This window comes from Undibacterium sp. GrIS 1.2 (assembly GCF_040544435.1).
Lineage (GTDB): Bacteria > Pseudomonadota > Gammaproteobacteria > Burkholderiales > Burkholderiaceae_D > Undibacterium.
In genome coordinates this window covers 50,897-69,184 of sequence record NZ_JBEONP010000014.1, presented here as the reverse complement: position 1 = coordinate 69,184, position 18,288 = coordinate 50,897, and the positions used below count along the sequence as shown (strand labels likewise).

The following is an 18,288-nucleotide window of genomic DNA, read 5'->3' as shown; positions in this document are numbered from 1 at the left end:
TTGTTTAAGCAACGATAAGGTGCAAGGCCTAACAATCGCGTTAGTCAGTGACGCTACCCAATGACGTTATTCAGCGTCTGGCTGCATCACAGGTGACGCATTGATAAAGGCGGGGATAGTAAGACAATGCTGATTAATTCTTGTCAAAGTGGGCATCTGGCTTAGATCGCAATTGAAACGCTGTGCATTAAAAATCTGCGGTATCAGACAACAATCTGCCAGCGTCGGCGTATCACCAAAACAGAACAAACCAGTACGCGAATCGCTTGCTAATTTTTTTTCTAAGACCATCAATCCAGGCTCACACCAATGTTTGTACCAAGCCGTCTTTTGCTCATCGCTCACGCCTAAGTTTGCACTCAAATATTTGAGTACCCGCAAATTATTTACGGGGTGGATTTCACATGCGATTGCCAGCGCGAATGCACGTATATGGGCACGGGCTATAGCCTCTTTTGGTAACAGCGGAATCGCGGGATAAACCTCTTCCAGATATTCTATGATCGCCAATGACTGTGTGAGCGAGTTTGTCATTGAGGATGCAGTGTCCGCACTGTCGTCAGTCGATTGATCTGGCAAAAAAGCGGGTACTAAGGCATCAGGATTCAGCGAACGAAATTGTTCAGAAAATTGCTCACCACCATTTTTTACCAAATGCACAGGTATCGATTGGTAATCGAGTCCCTTGAGATTCAATGCAATCCGCACCCGATAAGATGCAGAACTGCGAAAGTAGCCATATAGTTTCATGAGATATCGAGTTGAATAATCAGTTTGATATTAAGGTTGATATGAAGGTTGATATTGAGATCGATGTTCGCTTAGGCAGCGTAGTCACCCTAATCGGCTTTAGCCATGCGTACTTTTAGGTCGCCCAGACCCTCAATACTTGCTTCCATCAAATCGCCGATCTTAACGGGGCCGACGCCTTCCGGTGTGCCAGAGTAGATCAAGTCACCCTCTTGCAACTCATAAAATGTAGACAGCGTCGAAATCACTTCCGCTACATTCCAGATGAGCTTTTTGATATCGCTGTCTTGCTTTTGTACGCCATTTACATCCAGATGGATATTGCCCTGCTCAATCCAACCGGTGTCAGCAATGGGATGCAACGGTGAGATGGGCGCAGAAAAATCAAATCCTTTTGCGGTATCCCAAGGGCGCCCTTGGTCTTTGGATTCCGCTTGCAAATCGCGTCTGGTCATATCCAAACCAACGGCGTAACCCCAGACGTGTCCGGCAGCGGCTTCGACTGAAATATTTTTACCGCCTTTACCAATAGCGACCACCAGCTCAACCTCGTAATGCAAATTATTGGTCATGCCGGGATAAGGCATCTCGCCGGTTTGTCCATAGGCAACTGGCAGCACGGCATCGGCTGGCTTCATAAAAAAGAATGGTGCTTCGCGGCCTGTCCAGCCCATTTCTTTTGCATGCTCAACATAGTTACGGCCAACACAGTAAATTCTATGAACAGGAAAAAGCAGCTCAGAATTAGCGACAGGCACGCTCACAACTTTAGGCGGAAATAAATAAGACATGATTTTTCTCACTAATAATTAATCAGGCAATCTTAAATTAGGTAATCTTAAGTAAGGTTAAGCATCAACAGCTTATCCAGGCGCTGCCGTTGGGTTTGGTCTAACAGTACCGGCAAACTACACAAACGGTGCAACTGCTCTTTGGCAGCATCTGCGTTATTGCCAGATCTGAGGGCTGCTTGCAATACATCTACTTGAATTTGCAGGCGTGTTCTCGCCAGTTCTGGTGGGCTATCAATACTATTTAAAATCTCTAATTGCAAAATACTTTGTGCTGCCGAGTCCGCATTTTTTTGCAGCAGATTAGCATAGGAGGCGTCACTATTTTGTACTGCCTGACTAATCGCCGCAAACCGCTTATCTAATTCTGAATCTAATTTACCTGGTAACTTAGTTGATGGCTTTGCTGTCAGTGTTGCCTGAGATGATAATTGCTGCCATTCCGCCGAGAGTTGTGACATCAGCGTTTGTGCCTTACTCGTATCCTCTACAAAAGCTGCCTCTAGCTGCTGACACAAACGAAGCTTCGCTTGTAGCAGCTTTTTACCAGCCTGACTTTTTTCATCATGTGCTTGTTGTAAAAGTCGTTTTAATTGCGCGACGGCGTTCTCATAACGGCGATCAATTTCATTCTCTTCACCACGCGGCACATACCCGATTGAGCGCCAGGTATTTGCCGCCTCTTGCAATAATTGTTTGATTGCTGATTCGGACAAAGCGTCTGCCGACGGCGCTCGCTCTAAGCTCGTACACAAAGTTTGTTTGGCTTGCAGGTTAGCCTTGCGTTCCGCATCTGCGCTATCAGACACCGCTTTGCGTTGCGCAAACAAGCCGTCGCAGGCTGCGCGGAATTTCTCCCACAATGCTTGCTCATCTTTACGACGCAAAGGCAGAGCTTGCGCCTGCTCTTGCCAGCGCGCTTGTAAGGCACGCAACTGATCAACCGAGTCACGCTGCTGCGGATCGAGGGCGGCGACTTGCGCAATTAATTGCTCACGCGACGCGACCTCTGCTTTTCTTTGCTGCTCTAAGGGCTGTGATAAGGACTGATAAATTGCATAAAATTGTCCATCAACCCGGGCTTTATTTTTACGATCAACCGCAGATAATGTTTGCCAGGTTTGCTTCATCTGCATCGCAGTTTGTGAGATGACTTTCCAATCTGGTGCTGTCTGTATTGTCTGCAATAAGGCATCAGCAGTAATGCGCCACTCGCTTAGTTGTAGTTCAGCCTTTTCCAAATTAACTTTGCGCTCTTCTGCTAATTGCTGAAAATAAGCAGCAGCCGGTGCATAGGCCAGATTGCAGGCGGTATCAAAGCGATCCCAGATTTCTCTAGCCGCACCGCCAGTGCTAGCTTCTAAAGACTTCCAGCGCTCACGCAAGCCGCTTACTTTTTTTGCCAGATTATCAGGTTCCAATTCTTTTGATGGCAATTCTTCTGCCGCTTTGATCAGTTCATCGCGGGAGATACTGCCACCCCATTTGGCCCATGACAGTAATCGCCCAAGCTCGCTCTGGACTTTGAATAAACGTTCTTTTTGCTCTGCATTTAAGCCAGTGTGTTTGAGATCAACACCACGCAATACCTCACGCTCCAGTTTTTGCGCCAGCAACGCACTACCCTGCTCCAAGGCTGCCTCCATATCTTGGATCGCCGCCAAAATTTGCTCTGTGCTGACCTGTACCAGCTTGACTGGTTTAGCCTTTGATGAAGGCGTCGTAATTTGCGCAGGCTTTTCCGTCGATGTTGGATCAGTATGCATTGCATTAGCAGGCGCTACATCTACGCTGTCTGAAGTTTCAGCAGCGACAAATTCTGTGCTTGATTCAATCGTCGTAGCTACAGGTGCTGACACTGGTGCTGATATGTAGGTTTTAGCATCGGCTATTTTTTGCTTTTGTAGTTGCGCCCATTGTTCACGTGCGGCCTGCATTTTATGCGTGAAATCTGCCAGCAAATTTTTAGGTAAAGCCACAGCTTCTGCCTGTTGCAAGCATAAATCAAAGGCTTGCTGCCATATATCCAACTGAGCGCCATGGGCGTCGTCAGCAATCCCTTGGGATATGGTCAAATGCTGTACCAGATCCAGCACCTGTCTTTGCAGCGCCGTCTGTGCCTGCAAGCGTGTTTGCAATATCGTGTAGTGGGCATCAAATTCTGCTTTTAAAGCATCGGGAAAATGTTTGAGGCCTGCCACCAACTTATCCAGATCAGCAATTTGCTGCGGATTTAAGCTAGCTTGTAAACCCAACTGCTGCGCTTGATTGATACAGCGCAAAGCCAGTTGTTGCTGTTGATCTGCTTGCGCCAGCACATCCAAACGTGCCTGCATCAGTTTGGCAACACGCTTATCTGTGTTGCGCATTGCGCTCAGTACTTTTTGCAGCGCGGCTGCGCTGTGTACATGATTAGCCGCTTTAAAACGACCGTCAGCAAAATCACAAGATAATAACAAGCTAACGATTGCGTCTTCTGCACCGGGATTGCTTGCCAGACTCTCTAACTTAGCCAAGGCAGCGGCACGCGCCTGGGCAATTTGTTGCTGTTGATCTGCTTTGGCAACGCTCGCCAGGCTGGCAGCGTTAGCGGCGGCTAAATTGCTATTGGCAGAGGAAGATGTTGCTTTAGGTTTGCGCTTAAAAAGGAAATCGAACATGAGTGTTTGGATTGGTAGGTGGGCAAAAACTGCATGATAGCAAGATTCGGCCGAATTCGGCTGGATTCGACTTGGGGGCATGGGGTTCGGCTAGATGAAGCACTCACCCTGTCAATTCAGTATTTTCAGCAATTAAGCTTGCACCAACATCTGTCAGTTGTTGTAGATATTCTCACTACGCACGAAAGAAGGGATTTAAACCATTTCTCTGCACATATTTGTAGCAAACAAATCTAGGCTTTTGGTCTATATGGGGTTGAGTAGCTAGTAGTGAACGTAGCGCACAAGCTGGCACATAAACTGCTATTTATTTTTATTGCGTACAAATAATTCCTACTTTTAGGAAGTCCGTCACAGTGATATTGCTACGTGAAAATGGCAAAGTAATTATCGCAGCAAGTATTTGCAATGTCGTGGCTCAGTACGATGATGGTTTGCTGCGATTGTCTCTCAACCAAATAGGAATTACTCACACACTTATACATACCCAAATAAATTAGTCATCAGGCTCTCAACTACGCTCATTACTACACGTCTATTACTTCAACACCAAGGAGAAATTATGTCACGTCGTACCGTACTAAAAGCGACCGCACTCGGCGCTATGGCTTTGACTGCATCAACCTGGATGGCACAGGCATTGGCAGCAGATACGATTAAAGTCGGAATTTTACATTCGCTGTCGGGCACGATGGCAATTTCCGAGACTTCCCTCAAAGACGTGGCATTAATGACGATTGATGAGATCAATGCCAAAGGTGGCGTAATGGGTAAAAAGCTGGAGCCGGTGATCGTCGATCCCGCCTCCAATTGGCCCTTGTTTGCAGAGAAAGCGCGGCAACTGATTTCACAAGATAAGGTGTCGGTCGTGTTTGGTTGCTGGACATCGGTATCCCGTAAATCTGTCTTGCCGGTATTTAAAGAACTTAATAGCCTGCTGTTCTACCCTGTGCAGTACGAGGGTGAAGAGCTAGAGAAAAACGTGTTTTACACTGGTGCCGCCCCAAATCAACAAGCGATACCAGCGGTGGAATATCTGATGTCAAAAGAAGGCGGCGGAGCCAAGCGCTTTGTTCTGCTCGGCACTGACTATGTTTATCCACGCACTACCAACAAAATCTTACGGTCCTTTTTGCACAGCAAGGGCGTGAAGGATACTGATATTGACGAGGCCTACACCCCGTTTGGTCATTCTGATTATCAGACGATTGTTGCCAATATCAAGAAATTCTCCGCTGGTGGCAAAACTGCCGTCATCTCCACGATCAATGGCGACTCCAACGTACCGTTTTATAAAGAATTGGGTAATGCAGGTCTGAAAGCGACCGACGTCCCTGTCGTCGCCTTCTCAGTCGGCGAGGAAGAACTACGCGGTGTTGATACCAAGCCCTTAGTCGGCCATCTGGCAGCTTGGAATTATTTTGAGTCGGTAAAAAATCCGGTCAACACCGAGTTCATTAAAAAATGGAAAGACTACGCGGTCGCCAAAAAATTACCGAATGCAGCTACCGCTGTGACTAACGATCCGATGGAAGCGACGTATGTCGGTATCTATATGTGGAAGCAAGCAGTAGAAAAAGCCAAATCTACTGATACCGACAAAGTAATTGCAGCAATGGGCGGACAAACCTTTAAAGCACCGTCTGGCTTTGTCTTAAGCATGGATGCAACCAATCATCATTTACATAAGCCAGTAATGATCGGTGAGATCAAAGCGGATGGCCAGTTCAATGTCGTTTATAAAACGAAAGAAACTATTCGCGCACAACCTTGGAGTCCGTACATCCCTGGTAATGAGGCAAAGCAAAAAATGTAATAGCGCGATAGTGATAGCGGGGCTTCAAAAAAACTATCTGCTTGTCCGTCGCTCCTGCTAGCTAGGCAGAAGTCCAGAGACGTGTTGTCATCCACATACGTCTCTGGATTCCTACTAAAAGCACGCAGGAATGACGCGCATCGTATTAGGTCGTATTAAGTCGTATTTAATTATTTTGTGGGCTCTTAATTAACTGGTTTTTAGAAATTTCTAATTTTCAACGTCCAATGATTTGGCGGTCTCCAGACCATAATTGGCCTGGAAGCCGCAGAAATAATGGACATCCTTTTTGTACTTTTGTACCTTCATCTCTGTAAGGTAAGTCTGGCAGTACTCAAAATCGACCTCAAAATATCCTATGAAAATATTCCAATTCAGTATTTTGACTGTCCTGTTTTGCATGAGTTGCGCCGCGCAAGCTGCGATTGATGCCAAACTTTTACAAGGCTTAAACAGCGATGATCCCGATACCCGTATCGCCGCAGTCACCGAGATAGCAGCACTGGCAAATGACGATAGCAGCAAAGTTTTAAATGCACTCAAAAGCGAATCGCTATACACCACAACAGACGGCGCAGTTTTGATCGTCGATGGCGACAATGCCTACAATCCCGCCACCGGAAAATCCAGTAAATTACCCGACGGTAGCGATGCGATCAGTATCAATAATCGTCTGCGTGGTGCTATCGACAATGCCCTCTCCGGCCTGAAGTTATTTTCTGCAGACAAATCTGTACGCCTGGCAGCAGCCACTAGCTTGCAAACCGATGCCAGCTTGGAACAGCTACCGCTCATCAGCAAAGCCTATGCAAAAGAATCCGATCCCGAGGTGAAATCGCTTTTACAACTGGTGATTGCCACCGCTAACCTGCAATCACCCGGTGCAGCGCAACGTAAAGCCGCTGTCACTTCCTTAGTCGGCAGCAGTAATGCCAAGCTCAAACCTTTGCTGCAAAAAATGCTGGATAAAAATCCCAACGGTAGTTTTATTGAAGCAGATGCCAGCATCCGGACAGAGGTCAGCGCGACCTTAAAAGCCATTGATTCCCGGCTGGCACGTACCGAGTTCATTGGTAATTTATTCTATGGTGTGTCCCTAGGTAGCGTCTTACTACTCACCGCGCTGGGCCTTGCGATTACCTTTGGTTTGATGGGCATCATCAATATGGCGCATGGCGAGTTATTGATGATCGGTGCTTACACTACCTATGTCGTGCAAATGCTATTCCGCAAATTCATCCCTGGTGCGCTGGACGCCTATTTGATCGTCGCGCTACCTGCCGCTTTTATTGTTGCTGGTGCGGTGGGGATTTTTTTAGAACGTACTGTCATTCGTTGGCTATACGGCCGACCGCTAGAAACCTTACTCTGTACCTGGGGTATTAGCCTGATGCTGATGCAAACGGTACGCACTATTTTCGGCGCGCAAAATGTGGAGGTTTCTAATCCATCCTGGATGTCTGGTGGCATTACGGTGTTGGGATCGCTGGTATTGTCGTACAACCGCATCTTCATCATTTTTTTCGCCTTCATCGTCGTGTTTGTCGTCTGGCTAATTTTGAACAAAACCAGAATGGGTTTGTTCGTTCGGGCCGTGACACAAAATCGTCGTATGGCGGATTGCGTTGGCGTCGCTACCGGCAAAATTGATATGCTGACTTTTGGCTTGGGCTCGGGTATTGCCGGCTTGGGTGGTGTCGCCTTGTCGCAGTTAGGCAATGTCGGCCCTGATCTGGGTCAAAGCTATATCGTTGATTCGTTTATGGTGGTCGTACTGGGCGGCGTCGGTCAATTGGCGGGCACCGTCATTGCCGCCATCGGCTTGGGCGAAGTGAATAAATTTTTAGAACCCGTTGCCGGTGCGGTGATGGCAAAAATCGTCATCCTGGTATTCATCATTGTCTTCATCCAACGTAGACCACAAGGTTTATTCGCACTGAAAGGCAGGAGTGTCGAATGATCAGCGCCCCAACACAAAGCTATAACAATCCTTCCTTCTTCTCACGTCCGGCCTGGACCGGCATCATCGTTTGTGTCCTTATTGCCGCCCTGTTGCCCATACTTAATTTAAGTTTTCCAGCGGGTCATACCTTACACATTTCCAGCTATACGATTGCCCTGATCGGTAAGTTTATGTGCTACGCGATGGCGGCGCTGGCACTTGATCTGGTCTGGGGTTACACCGGTATTTTATCGCTGGGTCATGGTGTATTTTTTGCGCTAGGTGGCTATGCGCATGGCATGTATTTGATGCGGGCAATTGGCCGCGATGGCGTGTATCAAAGTGACTTACCGGACTTTATGGTGTTCCTCGATTGGAAAACCTATCCATGGTATTGGTCAATGACCGATAACTTCTGGTATTGCATGGCGCTGGTCGTATTGGTACCCGGTGTACTGGCGTTTGTATTTGGTTTTTTTGCCTTCCGCTCACGAATTAAGGGTGTGTATTTCTCTATCATTACCCAAGCGATGACCTTTGCTTTTATGTTGCTATTTTTCCGCAATAACACTGGCTTTGGTGGCAATAACGGCTTCACCGATTTCAAACGGATACTGGGTTTTAACATTACTGCGCCCGGCACCAAAGCCGCTTTATATCTGATCACCTTAGCCGCCCTATTTGGCGCTCTGATGTTATGCCGCTGGATCGTTACATCCAAACTGGGGCGGGTGCTGCAAGCAGTGCGTGATTCGGAATCACGTCTAATGTTTATCGGTTACAACCCGCTTTGGTTCAAGCTGTTTGTCTGGACTTTATCTGCGGTGTTGTGCGGAATTGCTGGTGCCTTGTACGTGCCGCAAGTCGGCATCATCAATCCATCTGAAATGTCGCCTGGTAATTCGATAGAAATGGTGATCTGGGCGGCAGTCGGCGGACGAGGAACATTACTAGGACCGATCATTGGTGCCTTCACGGTGAACGGATTAAAAAGCTGGTTCACTGGTGCTTTCCCAGACTTGTGGTTGTACGCGCTGGGTCTGATTTTTATTTTAGTCACGCTGTTTATGCAACAAGGTATTTTGGGTGTTGCTAAACAAATCAGTGATAAGTTTAAAAGCAAGTTTAAAAACAAGTCCCAAAAAAATAAGGAGGCAGTATGAGCGAGCACAGCACCGTACTGCAGCCTGGCCAAACCTACGATAGCGCAACTGGTGACGCAACAGCCTCTTTTGAACGAGTCAAATCCAATCAGGTTGATACCAGCCACGGCGCAATCTTGTACTTGGAAGACATCACCGTATCGTTTGATGGATTTAAAGCGATCAACAATTTAAATCTGGATATTTCGGTCGGTGAATTGCGTTGCATTATCGGTCCCAATGGCGCGGGCAAAACTACGATGATGGATATCATCACCGGAAAAACCAAACCAACATCAGGTAAAGTTTTTTTTGGTCAGAGCATGGATCTGACCAAAATGACGGAAGTAGAAATCGCGCATGCGGGTATTGGTCGTAAATTCCAGCGTCCTACCGTTTTTGAGCAGCACACTGTCTTCGACAATCTGGAACTGGCGATGAAGATGGATAAGCGCGTCAAGACCACATTATTCGCCAAATTGAATAGCGAACAACGCGGCAAGATAGACAATATCTTGCAACTAATACGCCTGAATGGACAAGAAAATAGATTGGCAGGTTTGCTGTCTCATGGTCAAAAACAATGGCTGGAAATCGGCATGCTATTGATTCAGGAACCGCAATTAATCTTGCTGGATGAACCCGTCGCCGGGATGTCCGATGCAGAAACTGCGCGTACGGCTGAGCTACTCAACGAGCTGCGCGGTAAGCACTCAATTATGGTGGTAGAACACGATATGGGGTTTGTCACCGAGATCGCGCAACAAGGCAAAGTCACCGTGCTGCATGAAGGTTCCGTGCTAGCCCAAGGCACGATGCAGCAAGTGCAGGCAGACGAAAAAGTAATTGAAGTGTATTTGGGGCGTTAAGTTCTAGCTATAGCCAAAATGTCCCGTCTAACACTGACGAAAATGTATTAATACCGGAATCAGACATGCTACAAGTCGAACAAGTACATCAACACTATGGCTCATCCCATACTTTGCGGGGTATTTCTCTTAGCGTTAAAAAAGGGGAGTGTTTGTCGCTACTCGGACGTAATGGGGTTGGTAAAACGACGCTATTAAAATGTCTGATGGGTGTGCTCCCATTATCCCAAGGCAGCATAGAGCTGGACGGTAAAAATATCAGTAAATTGTCGCCGCATGAAAGAGCAAAACTAGGTATTGCCTACGTACCGCAAGGTCGTGAAATTTTTGCCAGACTCACAGTTGAAGAAAATTTGCTAATGGGCATGGCAACGCTGTCGAGCAAAAAAGCATCGACCATCAAAGGCGAAGTTTATGAACTTTTTCCCGTATTAAAAGAAATGCTGCAACGTCGCGGCGGTGATTTATCAGGCGGTCAACAACAACAGTTGGCGATAGCGCGGGCCTTGCTGGCAGAGCCCAAACTGATCATTCTGGACGAACCGACCGAAGGCATTCAACCCTCCATCATCAAAGACATCGGCCGCGTGATCCGCCTGCTGCGTGAGCGCGGTGATATGGGGATTTTATTGTGTGAGCAATATTTTGATTTTGCCCGCGAACTGGCCGATCATTTTGTGATTTTAAATCGTGGCGAGGTAGTCGCCTCTGGTGATCAAAATTTAATGGATGGGGATGACGTAAAGCGGCACTTGGCGGTATAGTAAAGGCATGATACTTACTGATTTATCCCCCTCCATTATTCACGATCATGCCGCAGCTAAAAAGCAGCACTGGCAAGCCAAACTGCAACTTGGCTTTAGCGATGATCAGGGCGTTACCCGACTGACCGAACGTAATCATACCGGCCCGCTGCGAGTACAAAAACCCCTGTACCCAGAAGGCCAAAAAATTTGCCACGCCATCATCATCCATCCACCCGGTGGGGTAGTCGGTGGCGATCAGCTCAGCATTAAAGCGGCACTTGGAGTAGCAAGCCACGCTCTCATCACCACCCCGGGCGCGGCCAAATGGTATCGCAGCAACGGGTATACATCGCAGCAGCATATTCATCTGCTGGCAGAAGCCGGTGCCAAGCTGGAATGGTTGCCGCAAGAGACGATATTTTTTGATGATGCGCAAGTCGACTTACATCAGACAATTCAACTGGCACAAGACGCCTGCTACATCGGTAGCGACATCCTGTGCTTTGGGCGCACCGCATCAGGCGAGAGCTATCGTAGCGGAAAAATAAAACAACATACCCGAATAGAACGCGCAGGCAAACTGATCTGGCATGAGCAAGGCAGCATACGAGGCGGTAGCGCAGCGATGTCCAGCCGCATGGGCTTGGCAGGCAATACCGTTTGCGCCACGGTGATTGCCAGCCCGGCACCGCTCAATGCGGCAGGCTTGCAAGCGCTGCGGGATCAAACCCACAATTGGTTGCAGCAAGCCGAGGCAGGTGCACAATGCGGCGTATCGCAATTAAAATCCTTATTGGTGGCACGCTACCTTGGCAATTCGAGTGAAACAGCCAAACAATGGATGACCATGGTCTGGCAACATTTACGCCCTACTCTCATGCAAGAAAACGCCGTCATACCGCGCATCTGGAACACATGAGAAACCAGTAAAAATTCGCCCTAAAATTAAGACGAACTACTCAAGCAACACCCGAAAGGAAAATACATGGATCTCACTCCCCGCGAAAAAGATAAGTTGCTCATCTTTACCGCTGCCTTGTTAGCAGAACGCCGTCAGGCACGCGGCCTCAAACTTAATTATCCAGAGGCTGTTGCCCTGATCACTGCCGCCATCATGGAAGGTGCGCGCGATGGCAAAACTGTGGCGCAACTGATGTCTTATGGCACCCAAATCCTGACCCGTGCCGACGTCATGGATGGCATCCCCGAAATGATCCCCGATATTCAGGTAGAAGCGACCTTCCCTGACGGTACCAAACTGGTCACCGTGCATCACCCCATTCCATAGGACCCCATCATGACCCCAGGCGAAATGCTGATAGAACCCGGCGATATCGAACTCAATGTCGGTCGTGCGACCACCACGCTGGTGGTCTCCAATAGTGGTGACAGACCTATACAGGTCGGCTCCCATTTTCATTTTTTTGAAACTAATCCGGCATTGCAATTTGAGCGTCAGACAGCTTATGGCATGCGGCTCAATATTGCTGCAGGTACCGCCGTCCGGTTTGAACCAGGCCAGCAACGTACGATTGAACTAGTCGCGCTGGCGGGGGACCGCAAAGTGTATGGCTTCAACGGTAAAGTGATGGGGGCATTATGAAAATTTCCAGACAAGCCTATGCAGAAATGTTTGGCCCCACCACGGGTGACCGTATACGCCTGGCGGATACTGGCCTGTTTATTGAAATCGAAAAAGACTTCGCGATCTATGGTGAGGAAGTCAAATTCGGCGGCGGCAAAGTGATCCGCGACGGCATGGGGCAATCGCAGCGTCCACATGCCGAGGTAATGGACACCGTCATCACCAACGCAGTGATTCTGGATCACTGGGGTATCGTCAAAGCGGACATTGGTTTAAAAAACGGCCTGATCGCCAAGATCGGTAAAGCAGGCAATCCAGATATCCAGTCGGGTGTTGATATGGCCATCGGTGGTGCGACTGAAATCATTGCGGGCGAAGGTATGATCGTCACCGCAGGCGGAATCGATTCACATATCCATTTCATTTGTCCGCAACAAATTGAAGAAGCATTGATGAGCGGCGTGACCACGATGCTGGGCGGCGGTACTGGCCCAGCAGTCGGCACCGCAGCTACAACCTGTACGCCGGGACCGTGGCATTTACATTCGATGCTGATGGCGGCAGATGCCTTCCCGATGAACCTCGGCTTTTTGGGTAAGGGTAATGTCAGCCTGCCCTTGCCTCTGGAAGAACAAATCCTGGCGGGCGCAATCGGTCTGAAGCTACATGAAGACTGGGGTACGACGCCGGCAGCGATTGACAACTGCCTAAGTGTGGCAGACCGCATGGATGTGCAAGTAGCGATCCATAGCGACACCTTAAACGAAGGCGGTTTTTTAGAACACACGCTGGCGGCGTTTAAAGACCGGACTATTCACACCTTCCATACAGAGGGTGCAGGCGGTGGTCACGCGCCCGACATCATTGCAGCAGTGGGTGAAAGTAACGTGCTCCCCTCCTCCACCAATCCGACGCGTCCTTACACGGTCAACACGCTGGACGAACATTTAGACATGCTGATGGTCTGCCATCATCTCGACCCTGCAATTGCAGAAGATATCGCCTTCGCCGAATCTCGCATCCGGCGCGAGACCATCGCTGCTGAAGATATCCTGCATGACATCGGCGCGATCTCCATGATGTCATCCGATTCGCAAGCCATGGGACGCGTGGGCGAAGTCATTATGCGTACCTGGCAAACCGCCGACAAGATGAAGCAGCAACGTGGTTCTCTACCAGAAGATAACGAGCGCAATGACAACTTCCGCGCCAAGCGCTATATCGCTAAATATACGATCAATCCAGCCATCACCCACGGGATTGCGCATGTAGTCGGTTCGCTGGAAGTCGGAAAAATCGCCGATATCGTACTCTGGAAGCCCGCCTTCTTTGGCGTCAAACCATCGTTGATCATCAAAGGCGGTATGATCGCTGCTGCTCAGATGGGCGACCCCAACGCCTCTATCCCAACACCACAACCGGTGCATTACCGCATGATGTTTGGTGCGTTTGGAGGCGGCTTAAAAAAATCCTTCACCTTTGTATCGCAAGCGGCATTTGATGCTGGCCTAGGCGAACAACTCAAACTCAACAAGACCTTAATCCCGGTTAAAAATACCCGCAACATCCGCAAAAAAGACATGATCCACAACGGATTAACGCCCAAAATGGAAGTCGATTCAGAAACTTATGAAGTCCGTGCCAATGGAGAATTGTTGGTCTGCGAACCGGCAAAAATTTTGCCAATGGCGCAGCGATATTTCTTATTTTAGTTTTGGTAAAAATTCGGTTTAGAGTGACTTCGTATCGCATCTAGCTTCACCGATACAAAACAGATTACCATCGCTAAACTAGCTATTAGCGATGGTTATTTTTTCACTTATCCGTGACAAAATTCATATACTCCCCCCTTATTTTTTAAAATAGGTCTTATCGTCCAATGATTATATGGACACTTTAAATTACTTACCTAGAGTATATTTTTTAGATGCTGACTATCGAGCTCATTGCACAGCACAATACGATTAATGGCGCAGTCACACAAAAGAATTTTTCATGCTGGTATTAACATTAACTAGCGTCGAAATAATCAAAGTAAAGCACATGATTGCATCCATCTTTTAAACCACACTTGTCATCTGTGCGGCTAATCAGTATTCGCGGATCAATAGAAAATCTTGGTCTCAATCCATCTGTGAACAAGGGCGATACAATAAGTCTTCATAAACACTTCATTAAACCTGCTTCATCCAGCGTCATCCCGCTATAATCCACGGTACTTACACAACCGAATACACTAATCCCATGACAAAAATCACCTGCATTTATCCACAATATCTGATCCCGGTTGAGCCGCGTACCACCGTGTTGACTCATCATGCATTAGTGATGCAGGACGACAAAATTCTTGCGGTGTTGCCCGCCGATCAGGCGCGCCAGCAATATGCCAGCGCGCAACATCTGGAGATGCCTGAGCACGCTTTGCTGCCCGGCTTGATCAATCTGCATGCCCACTCTGCGATGAGTTTACTGCGCGGTCTGGCAGATGATTTATCTTTGATGGATTGGCTCAACCATCACATCTGGCCAGCAGAGAAGAAGCATGTCTCGGATGAGTTTGTGTTTGATGGTAGCGTGCATGCGATGGCGGAAATGATCCGTGGTGGCACAACGACGGTCAACGATATGTACTTCTGCCACGAGGCGGTAGCGCGCGCTGGTGTGCACACCGGCATGCGCACCATCGTTGGTTGCAGTATTTTAGAATTCCCAACCGTGTATGCGAATGATGCCGATGAATACATCAGCAAAGCGCTGGCAGCTCGTCAATCATTTGTCGGGCAAGCCGGTATTAGCTTCCGCCTTGCGCCGCATGCACCGTACACCGTAGCCGATGAGACTTTTAGCAAAATCATTGCGCTGTCTGAAAAACTAGGTATCGATATCCATTGCCATATTCATGAAACTCAGGACGAGGTCGATACCAGCCTCAAACAATACGGCATGCGTCCGCTAGAGCGCTTGCATCAACTCGGACTCCTCAGCCCTGCCCTGATCGCTGCGCATGTGGTGCATGCCAACGATGCCGAAATCGCGCTACTGGCAAGGCAAGGTGTGCATGTCGCGCATAATCCTGCCAGCAATCTGAAACTCTCGTCTGGCTTTGCCCGTGTGCATGATATGCAAACAGCGGGTATTCAGGTCGGTATTGGTACCGATGGCGCAGCCAGTAATAACAAGCTCGATTTGCTGGGTGATCTGCGTATGGCAGCGCTGCTGTCCAAAGCACAATCCGGCAACCCAACCGCACTCAATGCCAGTATCGCACTGGAAATGGCAACATTGTCTGGTGCCAAAGCATTGGGCATGGATCAGCAAATCGGTAGCTTGGTCGCAGGCAAACAAGCTGACCTGATCGCCATTGATTTGTCCGCAATAGAAACGCAACCTCTGTTCGATCCGATATCGCAAATAGTCTACGCAGCTGGGCGAGAACAAATCAGCCACGTCTGGGTCAATGGCAAGTGTCTGATGAGCGACAGAGTATTCTGCGATTTGCAGATGGATCAGTTATTAGATAAGGCGCGTTGGTGGCAGAAAAAGATCGCTGTTGCTACGGTATAAAAACAACGGTTATCTGTAGGGTGCGCCACGCGCACCAATAGCTTTGTAGAGCAAGATCAAATTGCACAGCGATGCGCATGGCGCACCCTACGACTAAAAACTTATTTACATCGCCCAATTTACGCTACCTACCGAACAAGCTTAGCAACTGATCCGCAAAAAGCAACAACGCCAAATATTTTAAATCAGAGGAACACACGTGAAAAAAATCTCCCTCCGCTTCGCTCTAATTTCTCTCATCTCCTTCAGCGCTTCCATAGCAGCATCGGCTGTGTATGCAGGTGACTCGGATCTCTGTAAATCCATTTGCGCATCTGAGAAAAAAGAATGCCGCGCCAACGCAGACACACAAACAAAATTTGATACTGACCCAATGATCAGCGCATCATCAGGTAGCAGAAATCCAAATGACTCAAACCATGATCGCTTAGCCGATACGATCCGCAATAAAGAAGTCGCGAATAAGGATTTTATGAATCGCAAATTAGAGCGTTATCGGGCATGCGACGATAAAAATCTTCAATGCATCAACACATGCACTAACACATCCTCTGCACCTAAAAAATAACTCCCAGAAAGTGATCTGATGTTGATGTCTTCACGCCTCTTGTTTTGCCTGCTGTCCGTGGCTACGTTATCTGTTACAAGCAACACAGCCAATAGCGCGACGCCGCTTAAGAATAATCTGACTACACTCTCTGAACGTTCTGGCTTCGTCAAAACAGGACGTTATGATGAAGTCATCGCGCTTTGCGCAGAATTCCAGAAAGCCTATCCAACTGCCGTGCGCTGCATTGAGTTTGGCCGTACACCAGAAGGCCGGCCCATGCTGGCACTAATCGCCTCACGCACAGGGGCATTGACGGCAACAGAAGCACAGCAGCGTAATATACCTGTCGTACTGATACAGGGTGGAATACATGCGGGTGAAATTGATGGAAAAGATGCCGGTTTTTTAGCGCTGCGCGAGACTTTAGAAAACACTGCTGCCAAAGGCGCATTGGATAAGCAGGTACTAATTTTTGTTCCTGTGTTTAATATCGATGGTCATGAACGCTTTGGTCGATGGAACCGGCCAAATCAGCAAGGGCCAGAAGAAATGGGCTGGCGCACGACCGCACAAAACTTCAATTTAAATCGGGATTACGTCAAAGCCGATTCTCCCGAAATGCAGTCCATGCTCAAGCTGATCAATGAGTGGGACCCGCTTGCCACGGTTGATTTGCATGTGACCGACGGCGCTAAATTTGAACATGATATTTCGATACAAGTAGAGCCGGTCAATTCTGGCGACGCCAACTTACGCGCATCTGGCAAACAATTACGCGATGCGGTGATTACCGATCTGGCAAAGCAAGGTTCTCTGCCATTACCCTTTTATATGTCGTTTGAAAAAGAGGATGATCCTATGTCCGGCTTTGCGGATAATGTGCCGACAGCCCGGTTTTCGCATGGCTATTTTGTACTGCGTAATCGCTATGGGATGCTGGTAGAAACGCATTCCTGGAAAGACTATCCAACCCGTGTCCGCATCACGCATAACACCATCATTTCTGTACTCAATCAGATCGCGTTGCATGGCGCTCAATGGCGCAGTTTAGCTATCGCCGCCGATGCCAGAGCCGCCACCTTGGCGGGCAAACAAGTGGTCGTCAGTTATGCCACTACTGATAAAACCATCCCTGTCGCCTTTCGCGGCTATGCTTACGAGCGAACACCATCGACTATCTCTGGCGCACTGATGACACGCTATAACGAGACCAAACCACAAGTCTGGAATGTGACCTTACGTAATGAGATAGTACCCAAAAACATCGTCACCGCACCGCAGGCAGGCTACCTGGTCAGCGCCGCGTATGCAGATGCCATTGCACAAAAACTGACACAGCATGGCATCCAATTCCGGGTACTGAAATCTGGACTAGAAGGTGCAAGGATAGAGAGCCTGCGTGCAGATAAAGTCAGTTTCACTGCCGAATCATTTGAAGGCCACCAAATGCTCACGCTAAAAGGTGGATGGAAAACCGAACAACGCACGCTGGCGCCAGGTAGTCTGTTTGTACCCATCGCCCAAGCCAAATCAAGGCTAGTTATCGAGCTATTCAAGCCCAGCGCACCCGATGCGCTAGTCAACTGGGGCTGGTTTAATAATGCCTTCGAACGCAAAGAATATATGGAAGCCTACGTCGCCGAAGAAGTCGCCCGTGAGCAATTAGCCGCAGACCCGACATTACGAAAAGAATTTGAACAACGTCTCGCCAGTGATGCCAGCTTTGCAAAAAATCCGGTCGCCAGATTAGATTTTTTTGCGCGCAGACATTCTTCCTGGGACGAACGGTTTAATTTGTATCCGGTGTTTAGAACGGCGTTGGTACCGCAGTGACGGGCTCGCAGTAATGGATTAGATTCAAACAAATTAATGA

Annotated in this window: 15 protein-coding genes; 12 read left to right on the top strand and 3 right to left on the bottom strand. The window is 48.4% G+C overall.

Translation table 11 applies throughout. The features are described 5' to 3' along the window. Positions 1–66 precede the first annotated feature (66 nt). The 3 genes from maiA to AAKU61_RS08250 all read right to left on the bottom strand — a co-directional run bounded on the left by maiA (position 67) and on the right by AAKU61_RS08250 (position 4,201). Positions 67–750, bottom strand: coding sequence for a maleylacetoacetate isomerase (maiA, locus tag AAKU61_RS08260; protein ID WP_354331249.1), 684 nt, complete (start codon positions 748–750; stop codon positions 67–69). Positions 751–839: 89 nt separating this feature from the next. Next, entirely contained in the window at positions 840–1,541 is a 702-nt protein-coding gene (locus tag AAKU61_RS08255) for a fumarylacetoacetate hydrolase family protein (protein WP_354331247.1), read from the bottom strand. A gap of 47 nt (positions 1,542–1,588) precedes the next feature. Continuing rightward, the gene (locus tag AAKU61_RS08250; protein ID WP_354331246.1) at positions 1,589–4,201 is read right to left on the bottom strand and encodes a DUF349 domain-containing protein; all 2,613 of its coding nucleotides are present in this window, start codon (positions 4,199–4,201) and stop codon (positions 1,589–1,591) included. 562 nt (positions 4,202–4,763) lie between these two features. On the opposite strand from AAKU61_RS08250, the gene urtA reads away from it, so the two are divergent. From urtA to AAKU61_RS08190, 12 genes are all read left to right on the top strand, one after another. After that, positions 4,764–6,017, top strand: coding sequence for an urea ABC transporter substrate-binding protein (gene urtA / locus AAKU61_RS08245; protein WP_322121489.1), 1,254 nt, complete (start codon positions 4,764–4,766; stop codon positions 6,015–6,017). A 358-nt stretch (positions 6,018–6,375) separates the two neighbouring features. Further along, positions 6,376–7,977 carry an urea ABC transporter permease subunit UrtB gene (urtB, locus tag AAKU61_RS08240; protein ID WP_354331245.1) on the top strand — a complete coding sequence of 534 codons (1,602 nt, stop codon included), beginning with the start codon at positions 6,376–6,378 and terminating at the stop codon, positions 7,975–7,977. Then, on the top strand, positions 7,974–9,122 hold the full coding sequence (gene urtC / locus AAKU61_RS08235; protein WP_354331243.1) for an urea ABC transporter permease subunit UrtC: 1,149 nt from the start codon (positions 7,974–7,976) through the stop codon (positions 9,120–9,122). Before urtB ends, urtC begins: the two co-directional genes overlap by 4 nt. Then, on the top strand, positions 9,119–9,970 hold the full coding sequence (gene urtD / locus AAKU61_RS08230) for an urea ABC transporter ATP-binding protein UrtD (RefSeq protein WP_354331241.1): 852 nt from the start codon (positions 9,119–9,121) through the stop codon (positions 9,968–9,970). The genes urtC and urtD overlap by 4 nt, the downstream gene beginning before the upstream one ends. Before the next feature lie 65 nt (positions 9,971–10,035). Beyond that, complete coding sequence (gene urtE / locus AAKU61_RS08225; protein WP_354331239.1) at positions 10,036–10,734, top strand: urea ABC transporter ATP-binding subunit UrtE; 699 nt, start codon at positions 10,036–10,038, stop codon at positions 10,732–10,734. A gap of 7 nt (positions 10,735–10,741) precedes the next feature. Continuing rightward, on the top strand, positions 10,742–11,635 hold the full coding sequence (locus tag AAKU61_RS08220; protein ID WP_354331237.1) for an urease accessory protein UreD: 894 nt from the start codon (positions 10,742–10,744) through the stop codon (positions 11,633–11,635). Positions 11,636–11,701: 66 nt separating this feature from the next. Beyond that, a complete protein-coding gene (locus AAKU61_RS08215) occupies positions 11,702–12,004 on the top strand; it encodes an urease subunit gamma (RefSeq protein WP_322121483.1) in 303 nt (100 codons plus the stop codon). A 9-nt stretch (positions 12,005–12,013) separates the two neighbouring features. After that, positions 12,014–12,319 carry an urease subunit beta gene (locus AAKU61_RS08210; RefSeq protein WP_354331234.1) on the top strand — a complete coding sequence of 102 codons (306 nt, stop codon included), beginning with the start codon at positions 12,014–12,016 and terminating at the stop codon, positions 12,317–12,319. Beyond that, positions 12,313–14,013, top strand: coding sequence for an urease subunit alpha (gene ureC / locus AAKU61_RS08205; RefSeq protein ID WP_354331296.1), 1,701 nt, complete (start codon positions 12,313–12,315; stop codon positions 14,011–14,013). The genes AAKU61_RS08210 and ureC overlap by 7 nt, the downstream gene beginning before the upstream one ends. Before the next feature lie 532 nt (positions 14,014–14,545). Then, on the top strand, positions 14,546–15,865 hold the full coding sequence (locus AAKU61_RS08200) for a TRZ/ATZ family hydrolase (protein ID WP_354331232.1): 1,320 nt from the start codon (positions 14,546–14,548) through the stop codon (positions 15,863–15,865). 199 nt (positions 15,866–16,064) lie between these two features. Then, positions 16,065–16,433, top strand: a complete 369-nt coding sequence (locus AAKU61_RS08195) for a hypothetical protein (RefSeq protein ID WP_354331230.1) — start codon at positions 16,065–16,067, stop codon at positions 16,431–16,433. A gap of 18 nt (positions 16,434–16,451) precedes the next feature. Continuing rightward, entirely contained in the window at positions 16,452–18,248 is a 1,797-nt protein-coding gene (locus AAKU61_RS08190) for a M14 family metallopeptidase (RefSeq protein WP_354331228.1), read from the top strand. Positions 18,249–18,288 lie beyond the last annotated feature (40 nt).

Excerpts from the sequence above, each read along its gene's own strand:
- maiA (WP_354331249.1), bottom strand. The coding sequence starts at position 750 with ATGAAACTATATGGCTACTTTCGCAGTTCTGCATCTTATCGGGTGCGG.
- AAKU61_RS08255 (WP_354331247.1), bottom strand. The coding sequence starts at position 1,541 with ATGTCTTATTTATTTCCGCCTAAAGTTGTGAGCGTGCCTGTCGCTAAT.
- AAKU61_RS08250 (WP_354331246.1), bottom strand. The coding sequence starts at position 4,201 with ATGTTCGATTTCCTTTTTAAGCGCAAACCTAAAGCAACATCTTCCTCT.
- urtA (WP_322121489.1), top strand. The coding sequence starts at position 4,764 with ATGTCACGTCGTACCGTACTAAAAGCGACCGCACTCGGCGCTATGGCT.
- urtB (WP_354331245.1), top strand. The coding sequence starts at position 6,376 with ATGAAAATATTCCAATTCAGTATTTTGACTGTCCTGTTTTGCATGAGT.
- urtC (WP_354331243.1), top strand. The coding sequence starts at position 7,974 with ATGATCAGCGCCCCAACACAAAGCTATAACAATCCTTCCTTCTTCTCA.
- urtD (WP_354331241.1), top strand. The coding sequence starts at position 9,119 with ATGAGCGAGCACAGCACCGTACTGCAGCCTGGCCAAACCTACGATAGC.
- urtE (WP_354331239.1), top strand. The coding sequence starts at position 10,036 with ATGCTACAAGTCGAACAAGTACATCAACACTATGGCTCATCCCATACT.
- AAKU61_RS08220 (WP_354331237.1), top strand. The coding sequence starts at position 10,742 with ATGATACTTACTGATTTATCCCCCTCCATTATTCACGATCATGCCGCA.
- AAKU61_RS08215 (WP_322121483.1), top strand. The coding sequence starts at position 11,702 with ATGGATCTCACTCCCCGCGAAAAAGATAAGTTGCTCATCTTTACCGCT.
- AAKU61_RS08210 (WP_354331234.1), top strand. The coding sequence starts at position 12,014 with ATGACCCCAGGCGAAATGCTGATAGAACCCGGCGATATCGAACTCAAT.
- AAKU61_RS08200 (WP_354331232.1), top strand. The coding sequence starts at position 14,546 with ATGACAAAAATCACCTGCATTTATCCACAATATCTGATCCCGGTTGAG.
- AAKU61_RS08190 (WP_354331228.1), top strand. The coding sequence starts at position 16,452 with ATGTTGATGTCTTCACGCCTCTTGTTTTGCCTGCTGTCCGTGGCTACG.